The organism is Paenibacillus sp. FSL R7-0340, from assembly GCF_038002205.1.
Classification (GTDB): Bacteria; Bacillota; Bacilli; order Paenibacillales; family Paenibacillaceae; genus Paenibacillus; species Paenibacillus polymyxa_B.
Window position 1 is genome coordinate 439,264 of sequence record NZ_JBBOBY010000002.1, and the last position, 23,237, is coordinate 462,500.

24 protein-coding genes (1 of these 24 running past the window's edge) are annotated in these 23,237 nt (G+C 46.2%); 18 read left to right on the forward strand and 6 right to left on the reverse strand.

The window, feature by feature from the left end; translation table 11 throughout:
• The first annotated feature begins 209 nt into the window (after positions 1–209).
• From MKX59_RS24845 to MKX59_RS24865, 5 genes are all read left to right on the forward strand, one after another.
• Positions 210–1,118, forward strand: a complete 909-nt coding sequence (locus tag MKX59_RS24845) for a carbohydrate ABC transporter permease (protein WP_023987015.1) — start codon at positions 210–212, stop codon at positions 1,116–1,118.
• Between the two features lie 5 nt (positions 1,119–1,123).
• Positions 1,124–1,963 carry a carbohydrate ABC transporter permease gene (locus MKX59_RS24850; RefSeq protein ID WP_023987016.1) on the forward strand — a complete coding sequence of 280 codons (840 nt, stop codon included), beginning with the start codon at positions 1,124–1,126 and terminating at the stop codon, positions 1,961–1,963.
• A 113-nt stretch (positions 1,964–2,076) separates the two neighbouring features.
• Entirely contained in the window at positions 2,077–3,189 is a 1,113-nt protein-coding gene (locus tag MKX59_RS24855; protein ID WP_340859404.1) for a rhamnogalacturonan acetylesterase, read from the forward strand.
• A 72-nt stretch (positions 3,190–3,261) separates the two neighbouring features.
• Positions 3,262–4,296, forward strand: coding sequence for a glycoside hydrolase family 88/105 protein (locus MKX59_RS24860; RefSeq protein WP_023987018.1), 1,035 nt, complete (start codon positions 3,262–3,264; stop codon positions 4,294–4,296).
• A 51-nt stretch (positions 4,297–4,347) separates the two neighbouring features.
• The gene (locus tag MKX59_RS24865; protein WP_053324639.1) at positions 4,348–4,749 is read left to right on the forward strand and encodes a sensory rhodopsin transducer; all 402 of its coding nucleotides are present in this window, start codon (positions 4,348–4,350) and stop codon (positions 4,747–4,749) included.
• Between the two features lie 95 nt (positions 4,750–4,844).
• On the opposite strand, the gene MKX59_RS24870 is transcribed toward MKX59_RS24865, so the two are convergent.
• The 3 genes from MKX59_RS24870 to MKX59_RS24880 form a co-directional block, all read right to left on the reverse strand.
• A complete protein-coding gene (locus tag MKX59_RS24870) occupies positions 4,845–5,804 on the reverse strand; it encodes a DMT family transporter (RefSeq protein WP_053324640.1) in 960 nt (319 codons plus the stop codon).
• Between the two features lie 208 nt (positions 5,805–6,012).
• Positions 6,013–7,329, reverse strand: a complete 1,317-nt coding sequence (locus tag MKX59_RS24875) for a glutamate-1-semialdehyde 2,1-aminomutase (protein WP_023987021.1) — start codon at positions 7,327–7,329, stop codon at positions 6,013–6,015.
• A gap of 83 nt (positions 7,330–7,412) precedes the next feature.
• On the reverse strand, positions 7,413–8,534 hold the full coding sequence (locus MKX59_RS24880) for an LCP family protein (protein ID WP_340859234.1): 1,122 nt from the start codon (positions 8,532–8,534) through the stop codon (positions 7,413–7,415).
• A gap of 103 nt (positions 8,535–8,637) precedes the next feature.
• Between MKX59_RS24880 and MKX59_RS24885 the strand changes: the two genes are divergently transcribed.
• From MKX59_RS24885 to bcp, 4 genes are read left to right on the forward strand one after another with little or no spacing between them, the layout of a single operon-like run.
• Complete coding sequence (locus MKX59_RS24885) at positions 8,638–9,678, forward strand: ABC transporter ATP-binding protein (protein ID WP_075153730.1); 1,041 nt, start codon at positions 8,638–8,640, stop codon at positions 9,676–9,678.
• A complete protein-coding gene (locus MKX59_RS24890) occupies positions 9,671–10,465 on the forward strand; it encodes an ABC transporter permease (RefSeq protein ID WP_053324641.1) in 795 nt (264 codons plus the stop codon). Before MKX59_RS24885 ends, MKX59_RS24890 begins: the two co-directional genes overlap by 8 nt.
• Before the next feature lie 4 nt (positions 10,466–10,469).
• Positions 10,470–11,258 (forward strand): ABC transporter permease, encoded by a 789-nt coding sequence (locus MKX59_RS24895; protein WP_028540996.1) that lies wholly within the window; start codon positions 10,470–10,472, stop codon positions 11,256–11,258.
• Positions 11,259–11,300: 42 nt separating this feature from the next.
• Positions 11,301–11,777 (forward strand): thioredoxin-dependent thiol peroxidase, encoded by a 477-nt coding sequence (bcp, locus tag MKX59_RS24900; RefSeq protein ID WP_076295350.1) that lies wholly within the window; start codon positions 11,301–11,303, stop codon positions 11,775–11,777.
• Between the two features lie 206 nt (positions 11,778–11,983).
• Here the strand turns inward: bcp and MKX59_RS24905 are convergent, their stop codons facing one another.
• Positions 11,984–12,337 carry a spore germination protein gene (locus tag MKX59_RS24905; protein ID WP_068939403.1) on the reverse strand — a complete coding sequence of 118 codons (354 nt, stop codon included), beginning with the start codon at positions 12,335–12,337 and terminating at the stop codon, positions 11,984–11,986.
• 156 nt (positions 12,338–12,493) lie between these two features.
• Between MKX59_RS24905 and MKX59_RS24910 the strand changes: the two genes are divergently transcribed.
• Positions 12,494–13,726 carry an MFS transporter gene (locus MKX59_RS24910; protein WP_340859240.1) on the forward strand — a complete coding sequence of 411 codons (1,233 nt, stop codon included), beginning with the start codon at positions 12,494–12,496 and terminating at the stop codon, positions 13,724–13,726.
• Here MKX59_RS24910 and MKX59_RS24915 read toward each other — a convergent pair whose 3' ends face one another.
• Positions 13,727–14,383: a DedA family protein gene (locus MKX59_RS24915; protein ID WP_340859242.1), complete on the reverse strand. Its 657-nt coding sequence runs from the start codon at positions 14,381–14,383 to the stop codon at positions 13,727–13,729. It lies immediately after the preceding gene.
• Between the two features lie 145 nt (positions 14,384–14,528).
• Here MKX59_RS24915 and guaA point away from each other — a divergent pair, with 145 nt between their 5' ends.
• On the forward strand, positions 14,529–16,067 hold the full coding sequence (gene guaA / locus MKX59_RS24920; protein WP_023987031.1) for a glutamine-hydrolyzing GMP synthase: 1,539 nt from the start codon (positions 14,529–14,531) through the stop codon (positions 16,065–16,067).
• 474 nt (positions 16,068–16,541) lie between these two features.
• Entirely contained in the window at positions 16,542–17,159 is a 618-nt protein-coding gene (locus tag MKX59_RS24925) for a Type 1 glutamine amidotransferase-like domain-containing protein (protein WP_076295349.1), read from the forward strand.
• A 70-nt stretch (positions 17,160–17,229) separates the two neighbouring features.
• On the opposite strand, the gene MKX59_RS24930 is transcribed toward MKX59_RS24925, so the two are convergent.
• Positions 17,230–18,360: a Gfo/Idh/MocA family protein gene (locus MKX59_RS24930; protein ID WP_076295348.1), complete on the reverse strand. Its 1,131-nt coding sequence runs from the start codon at positions 18,358–18,360 to the stop codon at positions 17,230–17,232.
• Between the two features lie 131 nt (positions 18,361–18,491).
• Between MKX59_RS24930 and MKX59_RS24935 the strand changes: the two genes are divergently transcribed.
• The 6 genes from MKX59_RS24935 to MKX59_RS24960 form a co-directional block, all read left to right on the forward strand.
• Complete coding sequence (locus MKX59_RS24935; RefSeq protein WP_076265274.1) at positions 18,492–19,337, forward strand: LysR family transcriptional regulator; 846 nt, start codon at positions 18,492–18,494, stop codon at positions 19,335–19,337.
• 19 nt (positions 19,338–19,356) lie between these two features.
• Positions 19,357–20,028: an SGNH/GDSL hydrolase family protein gene (locus MKX59_RS24940; RefSeq protein WP_076160664.1), complete on the forward strand. Its 672-nt coding sequence runs from the start codon at positions 19,357–19,359 to the stop codon at positions 20,026–20,028.
• Between the two features lie 159 nt (positions 20,029–20,187).
• Positions 20,188–20,658 (forward strand): MarR family winged helix-turn-helix transcriptional regulator, encoded by a 471-nt coding sequence (locus MKX59_RS24945; protein WP_023987036.1) that lies wholly within the window; start codon positions 20,188–20,190, stop codon positions 20,656–20,658.
• Between the two features lie 21 nt (positions 20,659–20,679).
• The gene (locus MKX59_RS24950) at positions 20,680–21,618 is read left to right on the forward strand and encodes an NADP-dependent oxidoreductase (protein ID WP_053324647.1); all 939 of its coding nucleotides are present in this window, start codon (positions 20,680–20,682) and stop codon (positions 21,616–21,618) included.
• Between the two features lie 26 nt (positions 21,619–21,644).
• The gene (locus MKX59_RS24955) at positions 21,645–22,034 is read left to right on the forward strand and encodes a nuclear transport factor 2 family protein (RefSeq protein ID WP_076295347.1); all 390 of its coding nucleotides are present in this window, start codon (positions 21,645–21,647) and stop codon (positions 22,032–22,034) included.
• A 223-nt stretch (positions 22,035–22,257) separates the two neighbouring features.
• Positions 22,258–23,237 carry the 5' portion of an NCS2 family permease gene (locus MKX59_RS24960; RefSeq protein ID WP_023987039.1) on the forward strand. 391 nt of this gene lie beyond the right edge of the window, so 980 of the gene's 1,371 nt are visible here — the first part of the coding sequence; the start codon lies at positions 22,258–22,260; its stop codon lies off the right edge, out of view.

Below are 23,237 nucleotides of genomic sequence, written 5' to 3' on the forward strand. Positions count from 1 at the left end.
ACAACGTTTTAGCATAAGAATCGATAGGATCGAAGGAACATTTCGTTAAGTTAACCGTGCGTAGTCCAAAGCATGATTGCGCACGGTTGATTCGACGAAGCAACTGCATAAGCACCCTTTGCAGACATCACGATATTATTCTCATAACAACGAATTATTGACATCATAAAGTTTTACTAATTCTTTAAATGCAACAGAAGGGAGGCTTGATGAGCTTGCGAAATCATCAGAGCTTGAAAGCCAATATGACCGGATATGCGTTTATCAGCCCTTTTATTGTGGGCTTTCTGGCGTTTACGTTAATTCCAATGTTTATTTCGCTGTATCTGTCCTTTACCACCTACAACCTGTTCACCCCGCCCAAATGGATTGGTCTGGGTAACTTCGAAAAGATGTTCACAGGCGACCCGAAATACTGGAATTCGATCAGGGTCACGTTTACGTATGTATTGGTCGGTGTACCGTTGCGACTGATTTTCGCGCTGTTTGTGGCTATGATTTTGAATACCAAATCGCGCATGGTCGGCACCTATCGGACGATGTACTATCTGCCATCCATTATCGGAGGTAGCGTTGCGGTATCGATTATGTGGCGGAACATTTTCAGTAATAACGGCATAGTGAACAGCCTGCTTTCGACTCTAGGGGCGACCCCGGTGAAATGGTTTGGTGATCCGGATGCTTCGCTTACGATGCTGATCACCCTGTCCGTATGGCAATTTGGCTCCTCTATGCTGATTTTTCTGGCAGGTTTGAAGAACATTCCTGTTGAATTGTACGAGGCGTCCAGTGTAGATGGCGCTAAGCCAGTACGAAAATTTTTCAGTATTACGCTGCCGTTGCTTAGCCCCATTATTCTATTTAATCTGATTATGCAGACGATCAGCGCCTTTATGACCTTCGTCCCGGCTTATGTTATTTCTAAGGGCGAAGGAGGCCCGATGGATGGAACGATGCTGCATTCACTGTATCTGTTCCGGCAGGCGTTTATGTTCAGCAACATGGGATATGCGGCAGCCATGGCTTGGGTCATGCTCATTATGATTGGGATACTGACAGCGATTTTATTTATAACCTCCAGATACTGGGTATTTTATGAAACGGAAAAGGGGCGCTGATACTGATGGCATGGAAAACGGTCAAATGGCCAATTTATCACATACTGGTTGCTGCACTGGCGCTCCTGATGCTGTATCCCGTTTTTTGGATGCTGTTCAGCTCGTTTAAAGAAAGTCGGACGATATTCGTCACGGCATCCTCGCTTTTCCCTACAGAATGGATCTGGCAAAACTATGTAACAGGCTGGAAAGGGACGACTGGCTACAACTTTGGCACGTACATTCTGAACTCGCTCACGATCGTGGTGATTTCAACGATTGGAGCTGTGCTTTCCTCCTCATTGATCGCATTTGGCTTCGCACGCTTGAAATTCAAAGGGCGTAACTTGTGGTTTGCTTTGATGATGGTGACGCTTATGCTACCAGGAGATGTGGTACTGGTACCGCAATATATTATTTTCACCAAGCTCGGTTGGATCAATACGATCTTACCGTTGGTGGTACCCTCCTTTTTCGGGATGCCGTTCTTCATCTTTCTGATGGTGCAGTTTATACGGACGATTCCAGCAGAGCTGGATGAGGCGGCGACGATTGACGGATGCGGCAAGTTCCGGCTGTATTTCAGAATTATTTTACCCTTACTTAAATCGTCGTTGGCTACAGCGGCAATCTTCTCTTTCTACTGGAAGTGGGAGGATTTGCTTGGTCCGGTACTGTATCTGAATTCGCCAGAGAAATATACCGTATCTATTGCACTCAAGATGTTCCTCGACAGCGAGTCGGCTTCCAACTGGGGAGGAATGTTCGCGATGTCTATCCTAAGCCTGCTTCCAGTTATCGCTGTATTCTTCGCATTCCAGAAGCAAATTGTAGAAGGAATGAGTACGAGTGGTTTGAAGGGGTAAGATCCAAAATCCATAGCGTGAGGATATGAAGCTTACGTGTGGAAATGGAAGGCATCCGGGATTGTACGATTGAATGGACGGGATTTGAGGGCGATGGCTGAGAGGTGAGTAAATTGTGGAAGTTTGATTTTGGTCCGGGGGAGCCTGCGGATGGCTACAAGGGAGTGTCTCCGGATTGCTTATATACAACTGAACAGGGCTATGGCTTTGAGACTACGGAGCATGTGTACGGTCGGAAAAGGCAGAGTGCAGCCAAGGATGCACGCACGCGGCTGCGAAGCAGCTTTTGTATTCCACTAAACGCTGCATTTGTTGTAGATGTGCCAGACGGGCTGTATCTTGTCACTATACTGGTTGGCGATTCGCAGGCGGAAACGCTCACGCGACTCAAGGCTGGTGAAGGCAAGCACATGCTTCCCCCAGTGCACACGCTGCCGGGCCAGTTCACCGAAGCCCTGTTTGCGGTGCCTGTCCGGGGTGGCAAACTGCGCCTCACCGTGTCAGGCACCGCGCCACGGCTCAATGCGCTGGAGATTGCGCCAGCGCCACAGACCCTCCGGCTATTCCTAGCCGGAGATTCCACGGTTACGGATCAGGACGCATCCGGCTATCCGTATACAGGCTGGGGTCAGGCTTTGCCCGCCTTGTTCAAGCATGATGTCTGCGTGGATAATCATGCCGTATCGGGGCGAAGCTCCAAAAGCTTCATGGACGAAGGACGGCTGGGTGTCATTTTGGGCGAAATAAAGGCAGGAGATTTCCTGTTCATCCAGTTCGGTCATAATGATCAGAAGCCTGATCCGGAGCGGGCTACAGAGCCTTTTACAACCTACAAGGAGCATCTTCGCCTCTATATCGACGGCGCAAGAAGCCATGGGGCAACCCCGGTACTGGTCACGCCCGTACATCGTCGCTATTTTAGCGAGGATGGTACGCTATCTGACACACATGGTGACTATGTAACAGCGGTTCGTGAGCTGGCGGAAGAAGCGAATGTACCGCTGATTGATTTGTCTGCCCGCACGCAGGAGTTATATGAGCAGCTGGGTCCCGAAGAGAGTAAAGAGCTTTTTATGTGGTTGCTGCCTGGTGAATACATGAACTTTTCCGGCGGCTTAGAGGATAACACGCATTTTCATGAGAATGGCGCGGTTCGTATTGCAGACATGGTGGTGGATGCTGTGAAGGAACTGGATTTGCAACCGCTGCGCATGTATTTACGTTGAAGGACGACCTTTTCATGTACGGGCGTCAAGGAGGTAACTCACGTGAAACTTACCAAAGGGGGAGACGTGGAAATGCCTGCATTGATTTTTGATGAAGAACAAGTTAAGCAGGTGATCGACCGGGTAGTAGAACGCACCTTTCAAATGCACTACAGCTGGGATTGGCCGGGCGGAGTAGCCTTTTACGGAGTATGCGAAGCGTATGAAGCGACAGGGAACGAAAAGTATCTGACCAAGCTAAAAGAATGGGTAGACGAAAATATCGAGGATGGGCTTCCGTCTCTCTCGGTGAACGGCGTTTCTGTCGGGCACTGTTTGTTGACGCTTTATCAGGCCACAGGTGAGCAAAAATACCTTGATATTGCCATCGAGATGGCAGAATTTTTGGCCAAAAAAGCGGAGCGGTTTGCCGACGGCATTTTCCAGCATACGGTGAATTCACTTCATGATGTATTTCCGCAGCAAGCATGGGTGGATACGATGTTTATGGCCGGTTATTATTTGCTGCGCATTGGTCATCTGTTAGGCAACAAGGAGTATTGGGAGGATGGAATTCGTCAATATCACGGGCATGAAGAATTTTTGCAGGACCCGGATACGAATCTGTATTATCACGGATGGGATCATGCGAATCAAAGCCGGATGTCAGGAATATATTGGGCGCGCGGCAATTCATGGGCAGCCCTCACGATGGCAAAAGCGCTGAAACTTGTGGAGGTGCAGCATCCATCTTATATGATCATCGACGGCTCGCTGCGTGACCAGCTCAATGCACTGGTGCGGCTGCAATCCCCAGAAGGGCTGTGGCATACGGTGCTGAACGATGATACCTCTTATCTGGAAACCTCGGGCTCGGCAGGAATTGCGACCGCCTTGCTTATGCAAGGAAGATTGTTTAACAAATACACCCAAAAGGCGATCGAAGGTATTCTTTCCCGCATTAAGGACGACGGCACAGTAACGGGTGTATCCGCGGGAACTGCTGTGATGAACGATATTGACGGCTATCGAAACGTTCCATATAAACGCATTCAGGGATGGGGTCAGGGATTGGCGCTTGCTTTTCTGGCTCAACTGTTGCGTACCAAGGAGAATCCGTACGGCTAGAAGAAGGGGGATAAGCGCCAAAAAGTATTATGAGTAAAGGAGGCCAATAGTATGGGAAATGCTGAACTTTCTCAGAATAAGGTGGCTAATCAGCCGCGAGGTAGCCTATTCTGGGTCATCCCCGATGGGTATATTCCACCGGAAAGCCGGGGAGGGCTGCTCAGTCATGAGAGTATATGCGTGCTGAATTGTGGGAGCCGTGTGGCAAATCTGAGTATAGACATCTATTTTGAAGACCGCGAGCCATTGGAGGGATTGATCGAGGTGGTGGAAGGAAGACGAACCCGTCATATCCGAACAGCCTCGTTGGAGAAAACCGACGAACGGATTCCGGTAGGTATTCCTTACGCAATTACGGTCACTAGCGATGTGCCCATAATCGTACAATATAGCAGATTGGACACGACACAGCCGGAATTGGCGTTAATGAGTGTCATGGCGTACCCTATCTAATGCGACGAAGACTAAGAAATGAAAAAAGAAATCTCTCGGCTGGAATTGCGCAGCCTGGAGATTTCTTTTTTTTGCAGGCAAATGAGTGTCTATTTTTAGCCCGTTTTTTGTGATTTTGCCAAAGTTGTTTTGATTGGCGTGAAGTTTTTTCGTCCTCCGAAATTGGTACCCAACACGCCGATAATGATCATCACAGCCCCAATAATGTGATAGTAGGCGAGCTGCTCCTTCAAAATGTAAGCACCGGCAATCATGGAAATGAGGGTGGATAAATTGCCGATCACACTCATTTTGGAGGCTTCGATCCACTTCAAGGCAAAGCTCGATAACAGCGAGGTGACGAGGGTAGACAGAATGCCTAGATAAATCAGTGCCATCCAATAACCAGGCTTCACCAGTGGAGCGGTATAGGCGCTCATGGAGCCGTCTATGGCATGATATCCCAGTGCCACCACGTTAAAAACGATACATCCCAAAATAGAGGTAACGTAGGTCAATTCCATTGGGTTGTACTTTTGTGTTAATGGTCGTGCCAGCACATTATAGCCAGATAGGCATATCGCAGAAAGCACGAGCAGAAGAATACCGCCATAGCTATTGGATGCTAGCGGTGCTCCGCTTTTCATCACAAATATAAAAACCACGCCAAAGACAGAGAGCAGTAAGGAAATCTTCTGGACTACCGTTGTACGCTCTTTAATAAAATAGGAAGCTAACAGCAGCGTAAAGATGGGAACGGTTGCTTGGATAATTCCACCTTCCGATGAAGAAGTGCTCATCAGCCCGAAGGCTTGCAGTGGAAAATACACTAATGGCGAGAGCAGCGCCAGTGGTAAAATGCGCAGAATGTCACGCATCTTGATGTTGATCTTGATCCAACCGAGCAACACGGGAATGGTCAAAGCGATAAAAGACAGCGCAAAGCGGTGGGCGATCACATCCAGCGGGCTCGCCTCTGTGACTGTCAATTTTACAAATAAAAATGAAAATCCAAGTATAGCTGCATAGCTGAGAGCTGCCAGATAGGCGGCTCCATTTCTGGAACGACTGTTCATAATAAACCTCCGTAATAATGACCTTAACCTGTGGTTCTCTCAATATACCCGGATGGCATAACTTGATACAATCCATAAAATCTGCAACTGTACGGGTACAGTTGTGAAATGAAAAAAAGCCGGAACGAAGTCCCAGAGGTCGGATACCCATCCCTAAGACTACTTCCAGCTCTTATCCTATTCATATTTTATCAACTTACTGTTTAGTTTACTTACCTTGTGACATCGCCCGGAACGAATCGTCCGCCGCTTCCAGCGTAGTATCCACGTCTTCATCCGTATGCGCTGTTGTGAGAAACCAGGCTTCGTACTTGGATGGTGCCAGATGAATACCGCGATCCAGCATGTGACGGAAGAAGGATGCAAACGCTTCGCTATCCGTATCCTGCGCCTGCGCGTAATTCGTGATCGGATGATCACAGAAATGCGTCGAGAACGCTCCACGAATTCGGTTGATCGTCAATGGCACGCCGTAGCGTTCGGCAGAGGACTGGATACCGTCCGTCAGCCTCACAGCTAGACGTTCCATCTCTTCATACACGCCTTCCCCTTGAAGGACTTCAAGGCAGGCGATGCCTGACGAGATGGACGCCGGGTTGCCCGCCATCGTACCCGCCTGATAAGCTGGGCCGAGTGGGGCAACCTGCTCCATGATGTGCTTGCTGCCGCCGTAGGCACCAATCGGCAGACCACCGCCCATGATTTTGCCCAGCGCGGTCAAATCTGGCTGAATCGCATCATGGTTGTCCAAACCTGCATACGTTTGGGTGGAACCGAAGTGGAATCGGAATGCGGTAATGACCTCGTCATAAATGACGAGTGAGCCGTTCGCACGCGCCATGGAGCACAACCCTTCCAAATAACCGGGTTGCGGCATGACCATGCCAAAATTACCGACAATGGGCTCGACCATGACTGCCGCCACATCGTCGCTCCAACGCTCCAAGGCTTGGCGTAACGCGTCGAGATCATTGAATGGTACGGTAATAACCTCGCTCGCAATGTTGGTCGTAATGCCTGCACTGTCAGGTATGCCTAGCGTGGAAGGGCCGGAGCCTGCGGCAACAAGTACCAGATCCGAGTGACCGTGGTAGCAGCCGGCAAATTTGATGATCTTGTTCCGTTTCGTATAGGCCCGTGCAACACGAATCGTTGTCATAACCGCTTCTGTGCCAGAATTCACAAACCGGACCTTGTCCATAGAAGGAATTGCTTCCTTCAGCATCTTGGCCAGTTTGATTTCCAATACCGTTGAGGTTCCGTACAATACGCCGTTCGCGGCCGCTTCGCTGATAGCCTTAGTAATATGGGGATGGGCATGTCCAGTAATAATAGGGCCATAAGCCGCCAAATAGTCGATATACCGATTATCATCCTCATCCCAGAAATGAGCACCTTTAGCGCGTTTCATGAATACTGGAGCGCCGCCGCCCACAGCTTTAAAGGAGCGTGAAGGGCTGTTAACGCCCCCGACAATATGCTCCAGGGCTTCTTTATATAGTGCTTCGGAGTTTTCCCGTTTCATCATCAAAAACTTCCTTTCCGTTCATTAAAATAGGGTATACACACGCCAAAGGGCAGCGTTCACGGCTGCCCCTGCATACATCATTATAGCTCTTTTTGTCCTGTCTTTGTTGTTGATTGTGTGGAAGCATCCTCATTACTGGTTTTACTGCCCCCTGTAAAAGAAGCTTTATCCTTCTTAGTAGACGATGCACTGTCTGGCTGTTTCGTTTCATTCTGATCCTTATTTTGTTCCTGTGTTTGTACGGGTGGATTATTAAATATATCCTGCACATACGTTTTCAGTTCTTCCGGATCGCGGACAGTAAGAACTGCCGCGCCGCCCACATTCTCTTCTCCGAGCATCTTCATCGGTGGAACCTGTTCGCTGCCTGCAAAGTTGCTTTGGTACCCCACATTTGCCAGCTTCCACATATCGTTAACACTGAGATTCGTGTCAATGAACGGGTTAACCTGCTCTAAAATATTTGGCAAGTTAGCGATGGAAGTCGTGGTCTGCATTTTCTGGGCTATTGCCTCCAAAAATGCGCGTTGCCGTCCTGATCGGGAGAAGTCGGACATTGCATCGTGGCGGAACCGCACATATTGAAGCGCCGTGTTGCCATCTAGATGCTGCATGCCCTTTTTCAAATCAATATCGTACTGATGTTTATCCGCATTACTTGTATAATGCATATCCTTTTCCACTTCAAAATCAATCCCGCCTACGGCATCCACCAGTTTGATAAAGCCCTGGAAATCCGTGTACACATAATATTGCACCGGGATGCCTAACAGATCGCCAGCCGTCTTCATGGCTGTGTTGGGTCCGTGAGTAATGGCGGTGTTAATTCGATTTTTTCCATAGCCGGGAATATCCACGTACGTATCACGCAAAATAGAGAACAGGTGGATTTTTTTCTTAACGGGGTCCAGCGATACGACCATCATACTGTCTGATCGGGGAACTTCCCCTTTCTGGATACCGCGCCCATCGACACCCATCAGCAAAATGTTAACCATATCGGTACCTTCCCACTTGGGCGGTTCTGGCGTACGAACCTGATCGACCTGCTTTACATTTTTGAAGGGGGAGTTAGCGCCCTCTTTATGCAGATTATCCAGCTGATTATAAATGGATGTAAAATAGTACACGGCAAAGCCGACAATCGCGACGATTACCACGGCTAGAACCGACCATATCGTCCTTTTGGTTCTGCTTGTCATGGATGCTCTCCCTTTCGCTTTTCAGTTCATTACATTATAATTTCTTTTTGGAGCACAATCAATTTAACTATGGATTTTACAAATCCTGATTGAGAGGTATAACATGCTGGCAATTGATGTGCAGGATCTGCGCAAAACATTTAAGGTTCAAAAAAATCGCGAGGGCTTAAAAGGTGCCTTCCTTGATTTATTCGCCCGCGAATACAACGAGGTAGCCGCGGTCAAAGATATATCCTTCCGTATTCCGCAAGGAGAAATATGCGGTTATATCGGTGAGAACGGCGCCGGAAAGTCCACCACGATTAAGATGCTGACAGGCATTCTCGTGCCGACATCGGGACATCTCAAGGTGGGCGGTTATGTCCCCTATGAGGAACGCGAGAAATTTGTAGGCAACATTGGTGTTGTTTTCGGTCAGCGCAGCCAGCTTTGGTGGGACATCGGTGTGATCGAGTCTTTTCAACTACTGCGGAAAGTATATCAGGTTCCGGCCACGGACTTCAAACGTAGGCTGGATGAGCTGGTAGAGAGACTGCAATTGCAGGATCTGCTAAGCCGCCCGGTACGCAAGCTTAGTCTCGGGCAACGGATGCGCTGTGAGTTAGTAGCAGCCTTGCTGCACAATCCGTCCATTGTTTTTCTGGACGAGCCGACCATTGGCCTCGATATTATGGTAAAGTCCGAAATCCGCGAGTTTCTAAAGGACATGAACCGGGATTATGGTACGACTATTTTGCTGACAACCCATGATTTGCAGGATATTGAAGCGCTGTGCTCGCGCGTCATTATGCTGGATGATGGGAATATCATCTATGATGGTGGTCTGGAGGATCTGAAGGCACGTTGGGGTACAGGTCGAGAAGTACGGTTTCAGTTCGGCACACCGACCCAACTGGAGCAATTACAGGCATGGACTGCTGATATGCCACTGGCTTGGACGGCGGATAACGATTTGGCTGCCAAGGTATGGATTCCTCTTCATATTAATGTATCGGATGTTCTCGCTTGCGTAGTCGGTCGCACGGATATTACGGATATCAAAATCATTGAAACCAACACGGATGATATCGTCCGCAGTATCTATCAGTCTGGTTCGGCTGAACGCCAGGGCAATCCGATAGTGGAGGCCAAAGTTCATGCTTAGCGTATACACCGATTTTATTCGTATCCGATTTCTCACGATGCTTGCGTATCGTGTGAACTATTATTCAGGAATCCTTATTTATTGCATGAATATTGGCGTATATTATTTCACATACAAAGCGATATATGGCGATGCGGGTAGCATTGGAGGTTTTACCGCTGCTCAGATGACGACGTATGTAGCAGTATCGTGGATGGCGAGAGCCTTTTATTTTAACAATCTGGATCGTGAAATCTCGACGGATATACGTGATGGAAGCATTGCAATTCAGATGATCCGACCTTATAACTATGTACTTGTTAAATTTATGCAAGGACTCGGCGAGGGAATGTTCCGTTTTCTGCTGTTTATGATTCCAGGCATGGCGATTGCGATGCTGCTATTTCCGGTAAAGCTTCCCACGGATCCGGTAGCCTGGGTTGGTTTTCTGGTCATGCTGTTTTTTAGCTTTATGATCAACACTCAGATCAATATTATTACGGGGTTAACGGCCTTTTTTATCGAAAATAATGAGGGCATGATGCGTATGAAGCGCGTAGTTGTAGATCTGTTTTCTGGGTTGATTTTGCCAATCAGTTTGTTTCCAGGCTGGCTGGCGACGATCGCCCAATGGATGCCGTTTCAGGCGATTACCTATTTGCCGGGCTCTGTATTTACGGGACGTGTAAAAGGCGTTGGCATCTGGAATGTACTGGGTATCCAAATCATTTGGCTGGTCGTTCTGCTCGTGCCGATGATCATCATTTGGCGACTGGCGCGCAGACGTCTGTTCGTGCAGGGAGGGTAAGCCGATGATGTACTATTTGGGTCTCATTAGCGAATATTTAAAAAATTACATGAAGTCACGGCTCACCTATCGGGCCGACTTTTGGGTAGAAGTGATTTCAGACCTGCTGTTTCAGGCCACAAATCTTATTTTTATCCTGGTTATTTTTATGCATACAGACAGTTTGGGCGGCTGGAGTGAAAATGAAGTCGTGTTCGTTTATGGATTTTTCATGGTTCCATACGGACTATTCAGTTGTTTTGTAAATCTTTGGAACTTTAGCGAGCGTTACATTGTGAAAGGTGAACTCGACCGGGTAATGACCCGTCCCGCGTATAATCTGTTCCAGATTTTCCTTGAAAATGTGGATCCGCCTGCGCTGGTGGGTTCTGTGATTGGCCTGATTATCATGGGGATCAGCGGGGCACAGATGGACTTGGCTATGGAGTGGTGGTTCGTACCGGCGCTGATCATTTTGAGCCTAAGTGCCGTGGCGATCTATACGGGCATCTACACCATATTGACATCCCTTTCGTTTTTTTCGGATGCGCCGACAGGAATTATCCCGCTCATGTACAATATTCAGGGCTACGGACGTTATCCAGTGACGATCTATAACCGTGCTATTCAGGTTGTGCTAACTTGGATACTGCCTTTTGCTTTTGTTGGTGTATATCCAGCCTCCCTGTTCCTTCACCGAGAGGATATGCGCCATATGGCCCTGTTAACTCCTGTGATGGGAATTGTCTTTCTGACTTTGGGTTTACTGGCATGGAACTGGGGAGTTCGCCGTTACAGAGGGGCAGGCTCATAGGGCGGATCACATAAGAACTCCCACAAGATAGGAGATGATGAGATGTCCACGACATCTACCATTATTGGACAAGAGGCACCGGATTTTGAATTGCCTGGGAGTGAGGGAAAGCATGTTAAGCTGTCTGATTATCGAGGCAGTAGGGTATTGTTGTATTTCTATCCCAAGGATTTGACCTCTAGTTGCTCGACTCAGGCTTGTGATTTTCGGGATAAACATACGGAGTTTGAAGGCTTGAACACGGTGATTCTGGGGGTAAGCCCTGATCCACTCAAGCAGCATGACAAGTTTATTGCAAAGTACGGACTCCCTTTTCAGTTGTTATCTGATGAAGAGCATCAGGTGGCTGAGACGTATGGTGTATGGCAGCAAAAACAGATGTACGGCAAGCAGTACATGGGTATTGTTCGGTCTACGTTCCTTATTGATGAAAATGGAATTTTAGTTCATGAATGGCGTGGTTTAAGAGTAAAAGGACATATTGATGCTGCGCTGGCATACATTCAGGATATGGCGTAAGTGAAGAACCAAAGAAAACCTTTTGAAACCGGATCGTGCTTTCAGGCGTGTCGGTTTCAAAAGGTTTTTTTTAATTTTTAGATATATTTTGCCGCTGCTTCCACTTTTGCTTGCAGAGATAAACACCCCATAATAGAAGCGGAATGATCAAGCCGTTACCACAGAAAATGAATACATATACAGATAACAGCATCTCACTAACGCGACTAAAAGCCTCTATTCCCGATAGTACAGTAAACACCAGTAATATCCATTTCCTCCAAACTACCTGAGTTACCAGCAATCAATACTTGATCCTTTAAATAGTCGAATGGTTCCGCGCCCTCTGGTACATGATGTTCGTTTTCCCGCATTAATGAACGCAGAACGGAATCATGGAGTAATTGAGTGTTAATCAGACCATTGATATAAAACAAAGCCGCTGGCCATTTTTGCATCCATAATAGCTCTTTAATGATTAAATCTCCGCTGTTTCCAAAGGAGCTTTCAATATGGTTTACATTATCCCTCAAGTTAGAGGACACATGAGTAACTGGACAACTTTTATTCTGATTTGGCATACGTAAAATCCTCCGATATTGGAGTTTCTTGGCTTAGTATGCTCTGAATATATGGATTTATGCCTTGACGGTTGTATAGTAAACTTATAAATTAGACAAATAACTAATTAGATTTATATATAATAAAAGAATTCTATCGATATGGAGCTGTTTAAAATGTTAGACAGGCAATACAGGAAGTTATTTGCCGCAGACATCATTAACGGAATTGGAGACCGTTTCTGTCAGATCGCTTTGTTGGCTTTGATTTATCGGCTTACTAGTTCAGGATTCAGCGTAGGTATCATGCTGGGATTGCGAGTGATTCCTTTTTTAGTCCTGTCACCTGCGGCGGGTGTGCTTATTACCCGCATATCCCGGCGTACACTTATGATGACCACGGATCTATTCAGAGGCTTGGTAGCCCTTGGTTTTTTAAGTGTTCATAGTCCTGAGGATATATGGATCATTTATGGGGTTAGTACCCTTCTAGCTTGCGGAGAAGCGGTGTATGCTCCTGCTCGTAAATCATCCATCCCGCTGCTTGTTCGTCCGTCGGAGTTATTGAAAGTGAACAGTCTTGAGCAAGTGATGAGTGGGCTGGTGCTGGTCGTTGGTGCTGCTGCCGGAGGCATCATATCTGCTCTCTTTGGACCACAAGCCGCATTTATACTGAACGCAGCAAGTTTTTTTGCCGCAGGTCTGATCGTTCGCAATATTGCATTCCCACCTGTCATGAAGGAGAAAATAAACAGGGAGGATTCCTGTGTTAAACCACATAAAAGCCCTTCGTTGTTAGATCATCCAAACCGGAGCAGATCGCGAATGTTGGACTGTATTCGTGCATCCGTTCCTCTCCAAGTCGTTGTTGCATTTGAGTTGCTGGTTCCCATGCTCAATGGCATTGATAATGTTCTGATCAGTGTATATGCAGTGCAGGAATTCAGGCTGGGCGATGCCGGGATCGGATTGTTTTACGCCGCTTTGGGCGCGGGTCTGGTTGCCAGCTATGCAATAGGGCGTTTATTCAGTCGTTCTTTGTTGAAGGGAGGACTGGTGTGCCTTTTGTTGGAAGGGATTTTACTTATGGGATTAAGCGGTATTTATCACGTATGGGCGGCGGTTGCCATTTACTTCTTAATTTCGTTGGCTGGCGGGGTGGGGGCGATTTGTCTGGATACATTATTAATGCAGGAGACCCCATTGTATTTACAGGGTCCATTGTTGGGCATGCTGACGGCGTGGAGCCAAGGTATCATCGGACTGTCTATGTTTGGAGCAGGGGTGGCGATTGAAATGATGGAGCCGCGTATGTTGGGCTTGGGTGGAGGCGCGGGGTTTGTTGTGATATCTATCGTGATTTCAATGTATTATGCAAGGACCCGTAGTCGTAAGGCAGCAGGAGTTTGACTACTCCGTGTCATCCTTGTTGCTGGTTTTCACTGATTTTTCGGATTTGCGTAGCCAACTAAACAGGAAGCTTCTCCACCGGTAAATAATATACAGCAGGATCATAAACCCAACGACTCCCGCAATTCGCAGTGCATACAGCTCTACCAAATGGAAAATGACATCCCATTGGGGACCAAACAGCTTGCCGATGCTTAGAAAGAGGATGACCCAGAATAAAGCGCCGCTGTAAGCATACAAGACAAATTTACGGAAAGAAAGAGCAATAATCCCGGCAAAATAACCGGTAAAATGCCTGACACCGGGGATGAAATATCCAAGGAAAATAAGCCAGTATCCATATCGTTGAAACCATTTTTGTGTTTTCTGAAGCTTGTCCGGCGATAACAAAACCCATTTACCATATTTCTGAATAAAGGGGAGTCCAGCCCACTTTCCGATAAAGTAGGTAATAGTCATACCGATGGTTGTGCCCAAGAAAGCTAGTAGCACCAGTTTACCGTAATCCAGGGTACCGGCATAGGAAAGATATCCCGCATAAGCCATTGTGGTTTCCCCGGGAAAAGGTAAAGCAATAAACTCAAGCAGCAAGCCGAAAAAAAGGACGCCGTAGCCGTATTCTTCGAACAATTGCGCGATCCACTTCAGCACATCCATCGTTTACACTCCTACGAACAGATTGAGTATTTTAGAATCAATTCATTTTAACAATCTTTTCATGCCCACTCAACTCCGGTTGATTTCTTGACGTCTTGTTTTATCGTTGCGTATAATGAAACGAACAATTGAGGGAGGCACGGTAATGAATAAGCCTAATGAAATCGTTGTAGTTCTCGATTTTGGAGGACAATACAACCAGTTAATCGCAAGAAGAATTCGGGATCTCGGTGTATATAGCGAGCTCCTTCCATACAATACGCCTGCGGAGAAGCTGAGAGAGCTGGCGCCAAAAGGGATTGTTTTCTCAGGCGGACCTTCCAGCGTATATACAGACAATGCTCCTCAGGTGGATCGGGCAATTTATGATCTTGGCATTCCTATCTTTGGTATTTGCTATGGCATGCAACTGATGGCTCACCAACTGGATGGTAAGGTAGAACGTGCGGGCAAGCGTGAGTATGGCAAAGCAGACGTGCAATTCAATCAGGATGCTCGCTTGGCTAAAGGATTGGATTCTCGTCAAACCGTATGGATGAGCCATGGGGATCACGTTACAGATCTGCCAACAGGATTTACACTAGATGCAGGAACAGAGAGTGCGCCGATTGCCGCGATGAGTAACCTGGAGCGGAATCTGTATGCGGTGCAATTCCATCCAGAGGTACGTCATTCCGTTCAAGGTAACGAGATGATCAGCAACTTCCTTTATGAAGTGTGTGGTTGTGAAGGCAACTGGACCATGGAATCGTTCATTGAAGATCAGATTCGTGAGATTCGTCAACAGGTTGGCGACAAGAAAGTATTGTGTGCCTTAAGCGGTGGCGTGGATTCTTCCGTTGTAGCGATGCTCATTCACAAAGCGATCGGTGACCAACTGACGTGTATGTTCATTGACCATGGATTGCTGCGCAAAGGTGAAGCCGAAAGTGTAATGGAGACGTTCGTTGGTAAATTTGATATGAAAGTTGTCAAAATTGACGCACGTGAGCGCTTCTTGTCCAAGCTGGCAGGAGTCGATGATCCAGAACAAAAACGTAAAATCATCGGTAACGAGTTTATCTATGTGTTCGAGGAAGAATCTTCTCAATTTGACGATTTTACTTTCCTGGCACAGGGTACGCTGTATACGGATATTGTAGAGAGCGGAACAGCAACGGCACAGACCATTAAATCCCATCATAATGTGGGTGGTTTGCCGGAGAACATGAAGTTTAAGCTGATCGAGCCGTTGAATGCCCTGTTCAAGGACGAAGTGCGTAAAGTCGGAGAAGAATGCGGACTGCCACCTGAGATTGTATGGCGTCAGCCGTTCCCAGGTCCGGGTCTTGCCATTCGTGTGCTGGGTGAAGTGACAGAGGACAAGCTAACGATTGTTCGTGAGTCGGATTACATTTTGCGCGAGGAGATTGCTAAAGCCGGTCTGGACCGGGAAATCTGGCAATACTTCACCGCTTTGCCGAATATGAAGAGTGTTGGCGTTATGGGCGATGCTCGTACGTATTCTTACACTGTAGGTATTCGTGCAGTAACCTCCATCGACGGTATGACCGCCGACTGGGCGCGTATTCCTTGGGATGTGCTGGAGAAAATTTCGGTACGTATCGTAAACGAAGTGGATAACGTGAATCGCATCGTGTATGATATCACCTCCAAACCACCAGCAACGATTGAGTGGGAATAAACGCGGAGACTCCCGCGCCGTAACCATCAATCCTTTAAGATTTACCAATACAACATCAGGACTCCTCCGTATCGGCGAAATATCGCTATGCGGTTGGAGTCTTTTTTACGGGTGCCAGGTCGAACCTTTGCTCGGGAAAGTTTACTGTACGGCAACCTCAATCGACGGGGGTTAGCTAAAGGCGAACAGCATTGCCTCATGCGGCGGAGATATGAAGTCATTTATTGTTGCAAAACGGAATATGAAGCTGAAAAAAGGAGATATTATTTAATGGTAATGTCTCCTTTTTTTATATGGTTTTATTAGATTCAAGCTATAAATAGCTTAAATCAAGTATGAAATTAAACGTTCACTTCTTTTTCATGTCATGCTCTAATGGTGTCATGTTTTGATACTAATATATTTTATAATGTACCTAGATTAAAGTGTTGCATATCTCGTTTTATTAAACGCTGTTCTAAGGAGAATAAAGAGATGAAAAAATTATTTCTGTCGTCCTCATTTAAGGATGTTGCACCATGCTTAGTCCATTTCGCTGGGGAAAACTTAGAAGGAAAAAAAGTCACCTTCATCCCAACCGCAAGTATTCCAGAGAAAGTTAAGTTTTATGTGGATTCAGGGAAAAAAGCATTAGAGAATTTAGGATTAGTCGTGGATGAAATCGAAATCGGCACAGCAACATTGAATGAAATAGAGAGTAAAATTAGAGAAAATGACTATATTTATATTACCGGAGGCAACACATTTTATTTACTTCAAGAGTTAAGAAGAACCGGGGCTGACAAAATCATTGCTGATGAAGTTAATGCAGGGAAGTTATATATAGGCGAATCGGCAGGTTCGATGATTTTATCACCGAATATCGAATATGCCCGACTTATGGACAATGTGGAGGAGGCGCCTGCTTTGGATTCCTTTATTGCGCTCGGGATAATTGAATTCTATCCAGTCCCCCACCATACGAACATCCCGTTTAAAAAAGCGGTGGAGAGCATCATTGAGGAATATGGCAGCCAATTAAATTTATATCCAATCAGCAACGCGGAAGTTATTTTGGTTGAAAATGACAGTATAAAGGTCGAGAATGCATGATTTTAAAAGATCAAGAACCTTTAGCTCCACATCTATCGTGGTGTTAAAGGTTCTTTTTTATAATACTACCTTACCATACGATCTTTTTCCCAGTTGCAGCCGATTCCTCAATGCGGTCCAGTAGCTGATGCAGCTTTAAGGCATGGTTGAAATCGGGAGCGAGACGGGTGTGTGTCAAAATATCCTCGGCAAAAACATAATGAGCCTTGGCTACATTTAGGGTTACCCCTTCTCTTGGGAAATCCAGGCTTATATTAGGCTCTCTAGTTATACTTATTTGTTCAAAAGCACCATTAGGACCATGACTCTGCGTACTGCTTGGATCGTACACAAGTTTTTCGAGCGTTAGATTCCCGAATTGAACATGCCCAAGCGAAGGATTCTGTGACAAACGCAAAATGCCCTTTTTTCCTTGAATCTCTATCTCAAACTTAGAACTCACTCCACCTTGAATGTGAACGGATACCGGTGCTCCTTTTTCCAATATTCCTTGAATCAGAATCTGATCGGCTGTATCCTTGGAAATGACTTCACCCGTTTCCTGAATAGTGGCTTCGTGATAACGAGATGATGTGATGGCCGATAGCTCGCGGAATTCGCCAACGATGTATTGCAGCGCATCCAAGGAATGCCCGCCATTAATCGTGAGCAGATTAGCCCCATTGGCTCTATTCAGCAGATAAGCAGTGTCCTGATTTACTTGTCCTCCTTTGCCGGGAGTAGCTACTTGCATATGACAGGATATAATTTCACCAATCTCTCCGCCCTCCACGAGCTTTTTCATCGTTTGCACTTCAAGATCCTGCCGTGCCTGCAAGCCGACGGTATGATGAATGCCTGCCAGTTCCGCCGCTTTGGCCATTTCAGCAGCTTCCGCAGTGTTTGCCCCCAAGGGCCATTCACAAAAAATATGCTTTCTCTCTTGAATTGCCGCCATCACCGCCTCGTAATGATGGGGAACTTTTACGCTCACCACGACCATGTCCACATCCTCGGAAGCTGCGAGCTTTTTGGAATCATCAAAAGCTAGTGCCGCACCTACTTCTTCTGCGCTTTGTCGCGCACTCTCCATACGAGAGGTACCGACGGCAGTGATATCCAGGTTCGAGTGCTTGAGCAAAGCCGGAATATGCGTTTGACTGGCCCATTTATTATTCATCGAACCTCCTACGATACCTACACGAATCTTCTTTTTGATCATGTTGCCATACCTCCTGATTTTTAAAATGAGGGTGGAAAATAGCATCCAAGGCCAATATAATACACTTAACTCATAAATAATAATGCTTGTTTATGATACAGGTATCATTTTATTTGATGGGAGGTGAAGGGATGGATATTGAAAATATGCAGGCATTTGTTTCGGTGGCAGAGCTGAGAAGCCTGACAGAAGCAGCACAAAAGTTGAATCACCTGCAATCGAATATGACGGCCAAAATAAAGAAGCTGGAGGCCCATTACGGCACAGCGTTATTTTACCGAAAGCCCCGTGGTATGGAGCTGACACCCGCAGGAGAAACCTTGTATGCTCAGTTCAAGCAAATGTTGTTGCTATGGCAAGACACGGAGATGAAAATGAGACCGCAGGAGGAAAAGCTGCGCATCGGTACCATGCAGTCCATCGTGGCGGGCGAAACAACGAGGGCGCTCACGAAGGTATATGAGCTGTATCCGCAGGCTTCGGTTACATTAAAAACCGGAACCACGACGGAAATGGAGCGATTGATCCTTGACGGCGAACTCGATATTGCTTTTGTTACAGGGTATCCCGCCAACCCGTATATTCATTATCAAAAAATATGCCGTGAAGAACTGGTGCTGGTGGGGAAAGGCATACATGAAGGCTCGGATCTCAAACAGGTACTCCAAGGAGCGTCTATTATCATATTGTCGGATGGCTGCCTGTATCTCACGTATTTAGAGAAGATGTATCAGGACATGCAATTGACCCATGGCGAGGTGGTGGAGGTCGGTGTGTTTGATACGATGGTGCAATTTTCCTTGATGGGAATGGGAATCACCCTCATGTCCAAAAAGCTGGCGCGGCAATTTAAAGTAACATCCTATTTGCCCGCTCCCCCAACCTTCGGCTATATGGATACATATTTAATAACCCGGTCAAATCACGAAATGACAGCGATTGAACATAAATTTATCGAAATCAACAATACGATCTAATAGATAGGAGAGATATCGAATGACAATCAATCAAGGCAAATACCAAGGCAGCCATGCTGTATTTCTGGGCGATAGCATTACGTTTGGATATGAATTGCGTGATGGAGAAAAGCCTTACCCCCACCTTGTGAGCGACGCACTGGGATTCCTAACCTTTGAGAATCACGGCATATCCGGCAGCAGTGTAGCCAGCGGCGGTTTTGAACCGATGTGTGAGCGTTATGAGAAAATGAACCCTCATGCAGACGTGATCTTTTTTATGGGGGGAAGAAACGATTTTTCGATGGGAGAAATACCGTTCGGTAGCTTGGATACGCCATCGACAGAAACGCGTACGTTTTATGGTGCGCTCAAGCATATTGCCGAAGGACTAATTAACCGTTACCCGGACAAGCTGATCGTCTTTTTGACTCCGCCTCACGGATCAAGTGATACGGTTCCTGAGCATCTGCCTAATGCCATTACTGGTCAAGTCTATAGCGCGTATGCACAGGCCGTGAGAGAAGTGGCCTCACTTTATTCTTTCCCGTGCTGCGATCTGTGGAATATCGCCGGAATTCAACCACTATTGCCTGTACATAAACAGATGTACTTTACAGGGGAAAATGGTGTTCCTGACGGCCTGCACCCGAATCAGGCAGGCCACGAGCGGATGGCGGCCCGTATTATGGGATTTATGAATACACTGTAATTTGGACCATTTCATCGTTTTATCGAATGACCCTACTAACTACAAAATTCTAGAATGCTCAGGCTATTCGTTTAGCTTGAGCATTTTTTTGTGATTGTAGGATTTGTATATATAGACTTGTCTCAGGGCTTGTTTATTTTTAGAGGGGGTGTATAATACTTGATATATCAATTGATAGGTCAAGTATTAGGAGGAGGGTTTGTCATCGAACATTGCTCTGAAAAAAGCCAGTTGTTTTATCGCATGCATCTTTTGTGTAAAGAAATGAATAACGCCTTTGAAGCACAGTTAAAAACCAGCTTTACCAAGGTTGAAATTTTGTATCATATTGATCATCGTCAGGAACTAAGTCAGCTGGAACTCCAACACCTGCTCGTTCTGGATGGTGCAGCAGTAACCCGACATCTGAGAAGGCTGGAAGAGGAAGGTCTGATTTTACGTAGTAAAAAAGAGCAGGATAAGCGTGTGACCTATATATGTTTGACCGAATTAGGGGTTCAAGAGCTGCAAGTTTTGTCAGAGCAAAGACAAGCCTTTCAGGAAAAGCTGCTCTGTAAGTTTACAGATGAGGAAATTGTGGCTTTGACAGATGTGCTACAGCGTATGTCTAGCAATGTAAAGAATATGTAAATGTGCGAGGAGGAAATGAATATGAAAGCCATCGTTATAGATCAGTATGGAAGCAAGGATGAATTGAAAGAAAGAGAAGTGGCTACTCCTACACCACAGGCTCATCAGGTTGTAGTCAAAGTGGCGGCTACCTCCATCAATCCAATTGACTGGAAGCTGCGTGAAGGTTACTTAAAACAAATGATGGATTGGGAGTTCCCGATTATTTTAGGCTGGGATGTAGCCGGCACTATTTCGGAAGTAGGCAGCGAGGTCACCGATTGGAAAGTGGGAGATGAAGTGTTTGCACGCCCGGACACCACACGGTTCGGTACCTATGCCGAGTATACCTTGGTGGATGATCACCTGCTGGCACGTAAACCTGCCACAATTTCTTGGGAGGAAGCCGCTTCTGTACCTTTGGCGGGGTTGACTGCTTGGCAGGCGCTCTTTACACATGGTCAACTGACCAAAGGGGAGAAAGTATTAATCCACGCAGGTGCAGGTGGCGTAGGCATGTTTGCTATCCAGTTTGCCAAACAGGCCGGAGCCTATGTCATTACTACAGCCAGTGAGCGTAATCATGAATTGCTTGCTTCATTGGGAGCCGACCAAATCATTGACTATCGTACAACTCGTTTTGAGGAAGTTTTATCTGATGTGGACGTGGTGTTCGATACGATGGGTGGGGATGTTCAGAAGAATAGCTTTAAGGTAATGAAAAGGGATACCGGACGGATCATATCCATTGTCAGCAATTTTGACGAAGAGCTGGTGAAGGAGTACAACGTAACGGCCAAAAATATATGGCTGGAGCCCAACGGACAGCAGCTACAGGAAATTGCCGACCTGTTGGAGCAAAAGAAAGTAAGATCGGTAGTAGGAGCTACGTTTCCTTTTTCACAAAAAGGTTTGTATGACGCACACGCTTTAAGCGAAACCCACCACGCTGTCGGTAAAATTGCAATAACCTTCTCATAAGGACAGCACGAAAGGAATTGCACACGATGAAGATTTTAGAAGAATATTTTCACTACTATGATTTAGCAAAAGATGACGAGAAGAGTAGAGAACGATTAATTAGCCTTTTTTCTGAGAAGATTGAGTTTGTATTGAATGGTGATCGAAAACAAGGTATGAGCAGTTGGAAAAGCTTCTTGAATATGTTCTTTGAGGGATCGCTCGAAATCAAGCATATGTATGAAGGTTGGAAACCTGTACCCAGAGAACCTGATACCTATCAAACCAAATGGGCAGTGTGTGGTAAAAAAGCAACAGGCGAAGTTTATACACTTACTGGAGTGGACAAGGCCCGGCTGGATGCGGAAGGTAAGATCGTTTATCTGGAAAATATACCAGACACAGCGAATGCCTTTGATAAGTACAAAAATCTCTGATTCCTCTAAATCATAACCCGTCAGCTGCATAATAGCTTGCGGGTTTTCTGTTTTCCGAACAATACATATGTGTTCAATTTGTAACATTCGCTTTTTCTGTTGACAAGCAGTAGGTGAGAGCCTAAAATAACGAATGTAATAATATAGCGCATATGAATGCGAATATTACTTCAAACGAACGATAACAATACGAGTATGCTTTGCGTAGGAGGAATTACGACTCATGGAGCGTTTCTTTAAATTAAAGGAACATGGCACGAACGTCCGCACAGAGATTATTGCGGGGATTACTACTTTTATGACCATGGCTTATATTCTGGTGGTCAACAATACTTTTTTAGGTCCGACTGGAGCAGGTATGCCCAGTGAAGCTGTCTTTTTTGCGACGGCGGTAGGTGCAGGTTTGGTTACCATACTGATGGGTTTATTCGTTAATGTGCCGATCGGCATGGCGCCGGGTATGGGCTTGAATGCTTATTTTATGACTGTAGTCCTGAGTTCGAATGGCATGATTACTTGGCAAGCGGCACTTGGCGCTGTATTTATATCCGGTATCGTCTTTCTGATTTTAACCGTGACACGAGTAAGACAGATGCTGCTTGTTGCGGTTCCGGAAAATTTAAAGACAGCCATTACAGTGGGTATCGGCTTGTTTATTACGATTGTCGGCTTCAAGCTTTGCAATCTGGTTATGGTGAGCATCGTTCCAGGGACAGATGTTGGTCAGCCGGTTCCGGGTCATGCTTTTAATTTGATTCTGGGAAGTCTGGTACATCAAAAGGATGCACTGCTGGCGCTAATCGGATTGCTTATTATCGCAGCACTGATGGTCGTTCGGGTCAAAGGTGCATTGCTGATTGGGATCGTAGCTACTACATTAATCGGTATTCCGATGGGAGTAACAAATCTGAGTAGCTTGACAACAGGCAACTGGATTCCTGATTTCAGTAATTTGGCTGTAGGTCAGTTAGACTTGAAAGCAGCTTTGCATATTGGTCTGTTTGATATCATTTTCATTTTCACATTTGTAGAGTTGTTTGATACGTTCGGTACCTTGGTAGGTACAGCTACACGCGCGGGTATAATGAAAGATAAGAAAAAAGGCGAGAAAATTATCGGTAAAGCGATGCTGGTGGATGCTGTTGGCGTAAGTACCGGCGCAGTATTGGGTACAAGTACGATTACAGCATTCGTAGAAAGCTC

Excerpts from the sequence above, each read along its gene's own strand:
- MKX59_RS24845 (WP_023987015.1), top strand. The coding sequence starts at position 210 with ATGAGCTTGCGAAATCATCAGAGCTTGAAAGCCAATATGACCGGATAT.
- MKX59_RS24850 (WP_023987016.1), top strand. The coding sequence starts at position 1,124 with ATGGCATGGAAAACGGTCAAATGGCCAATTTATCACATACTGGTTGCT.
- MKX59_RS24860 (WP_023987018.1), top strand. The coding sequence starts at position 3,262 with ATGCCTGCATTGATTTTTGATGAAGAACAAGTTAAGCAGGTGATCGAC.
- MKX59_RS24865 (WP_053324639.1), top strand. The coding sequence starts at position 4,348 with ATGGGAAATGCTGAACTTTCTCAGAATAAGGTGGCTAATCAGCCGCGA.
- MKX59_RS24870 (WP_053324640.1), bottom strand. The coding sequence starts at position 5,804 with ATGAACAGTCGTTCCAGAAATGGAGCCGCCTATCTGGCAGCTCTCAGC.
- MKX59_RS24875 (WP_023987021.1), bottom strand. The coding sequence starts at position 7,329 with ATGAAACGGGAAAACTCCGAAGCACTATATAAAGAAGCCCTGGAGCAT.
- MKX59_RS24880 (WP_340859234.1), bottom strand. The coding sequence starts at position 8,534 with ATGACAAGCAGAACCAAAAGGACGATATGGTCGGTTCTAGCCGTGGTA.
- MKX59_RS24885 (WP_075153730.1), top strand. The coding sequence starts at position 8,638 with ATGCTGGCAATTGATGTGCAGGATCTGCGCAAAACATTTAAGGTTCAA.
- MKX59_RS24890 (WP_053324641.1), top strand. The coding sequence starts at position 9,671 with ATGCTTAGCGTATACACCGATTTTATTCGTATCCGATTTCTCACGATG.
- MKX59_RS24895 (WP_028540996.1), top strand. The coding sequence starts at position 10,470 with ATGATGTACTATTTGGGTCTCATTAGCGAATATTTAAAAAATTACATG.
- bcp (WP_076295350.1), top strand. The coding sequence starts at position 11,301 with ATGTCCACGACATCTACCATTATTGGACAAGAGGCACCGGATTTTGAA.
- MKX59_RS24905 (WP_068939403.1), bottom strand. The coding sequence starts at position 12,337 with ATGCCAAATCAGAATAAAAGTTGTCCAGTTACTCATGTGTCCTCTAAC.
- MKX59_RS24910 (WP_340859240.1), top strand. The coding sequence starts at position 12,494 with ATGTTAGACAGGCAATACAGGAAGTTATTTGCCGCAGACATCATTAAC.
- MKX59_RS24915 (WP_340859242.1), bottom strand. The coding sequence starts at position 14,383 with ATGGATGTGCTGAAGTGGATCGCGCAATTGTTCGAAGAATACGGCTAC.
- guaA (WP_023987031.1), top strand. The coding sequence starts at position 14,529 with ATGAATAAGCCTAATGAAATCGTTGTAGTTCTCGATTTTGGAGGACAA.
- MKX59_RS24925 (WP_076295349.1), top strand. The coding sequence starts at position 16,542 with ATGAAAAAATTATTTCTGTCGTCCTCATTTAAGGATGTTGCACCATGC.
- MKX59_RS24930 (WP_076295348.1), bottom strand. The coding sequence starts at position 18,360 with ATGATCAAAAAGAAGATTCGTGTAGGTATCGTAGGAGGTTCGATGAAT.
- MKX59_RS24935 (WP_076265274.1), top strand. The coding sequence starts at position 18,492 with ATGGATATTGAAAATATGCAGGCATTTGTTTCGGTGGCAGAGCTGAGA.
- MKX59_RS24940 (WP_076160664.1), top strand. The coding sequence starts at position 19,357 with ATGACAATCAATCAAGGCAAATACCAAGGCAGCCATGCTGTATTTCTG.
- MKX59_RS24950 (WP_053324647.1), top strand. The coding sequence starts at position 20,680 with ATGAAAGCCATCGTTATAGATCAGTATGGAAGCAAGGATGAATTGAAA.
- MKX59_RS24955 (WP_076295347.1), top strand. The coding sequence starts at position 21,645 with ATGAAGATTTTAGAAGAATATTTTCACTACTATGATTTAGCAAAAGAT.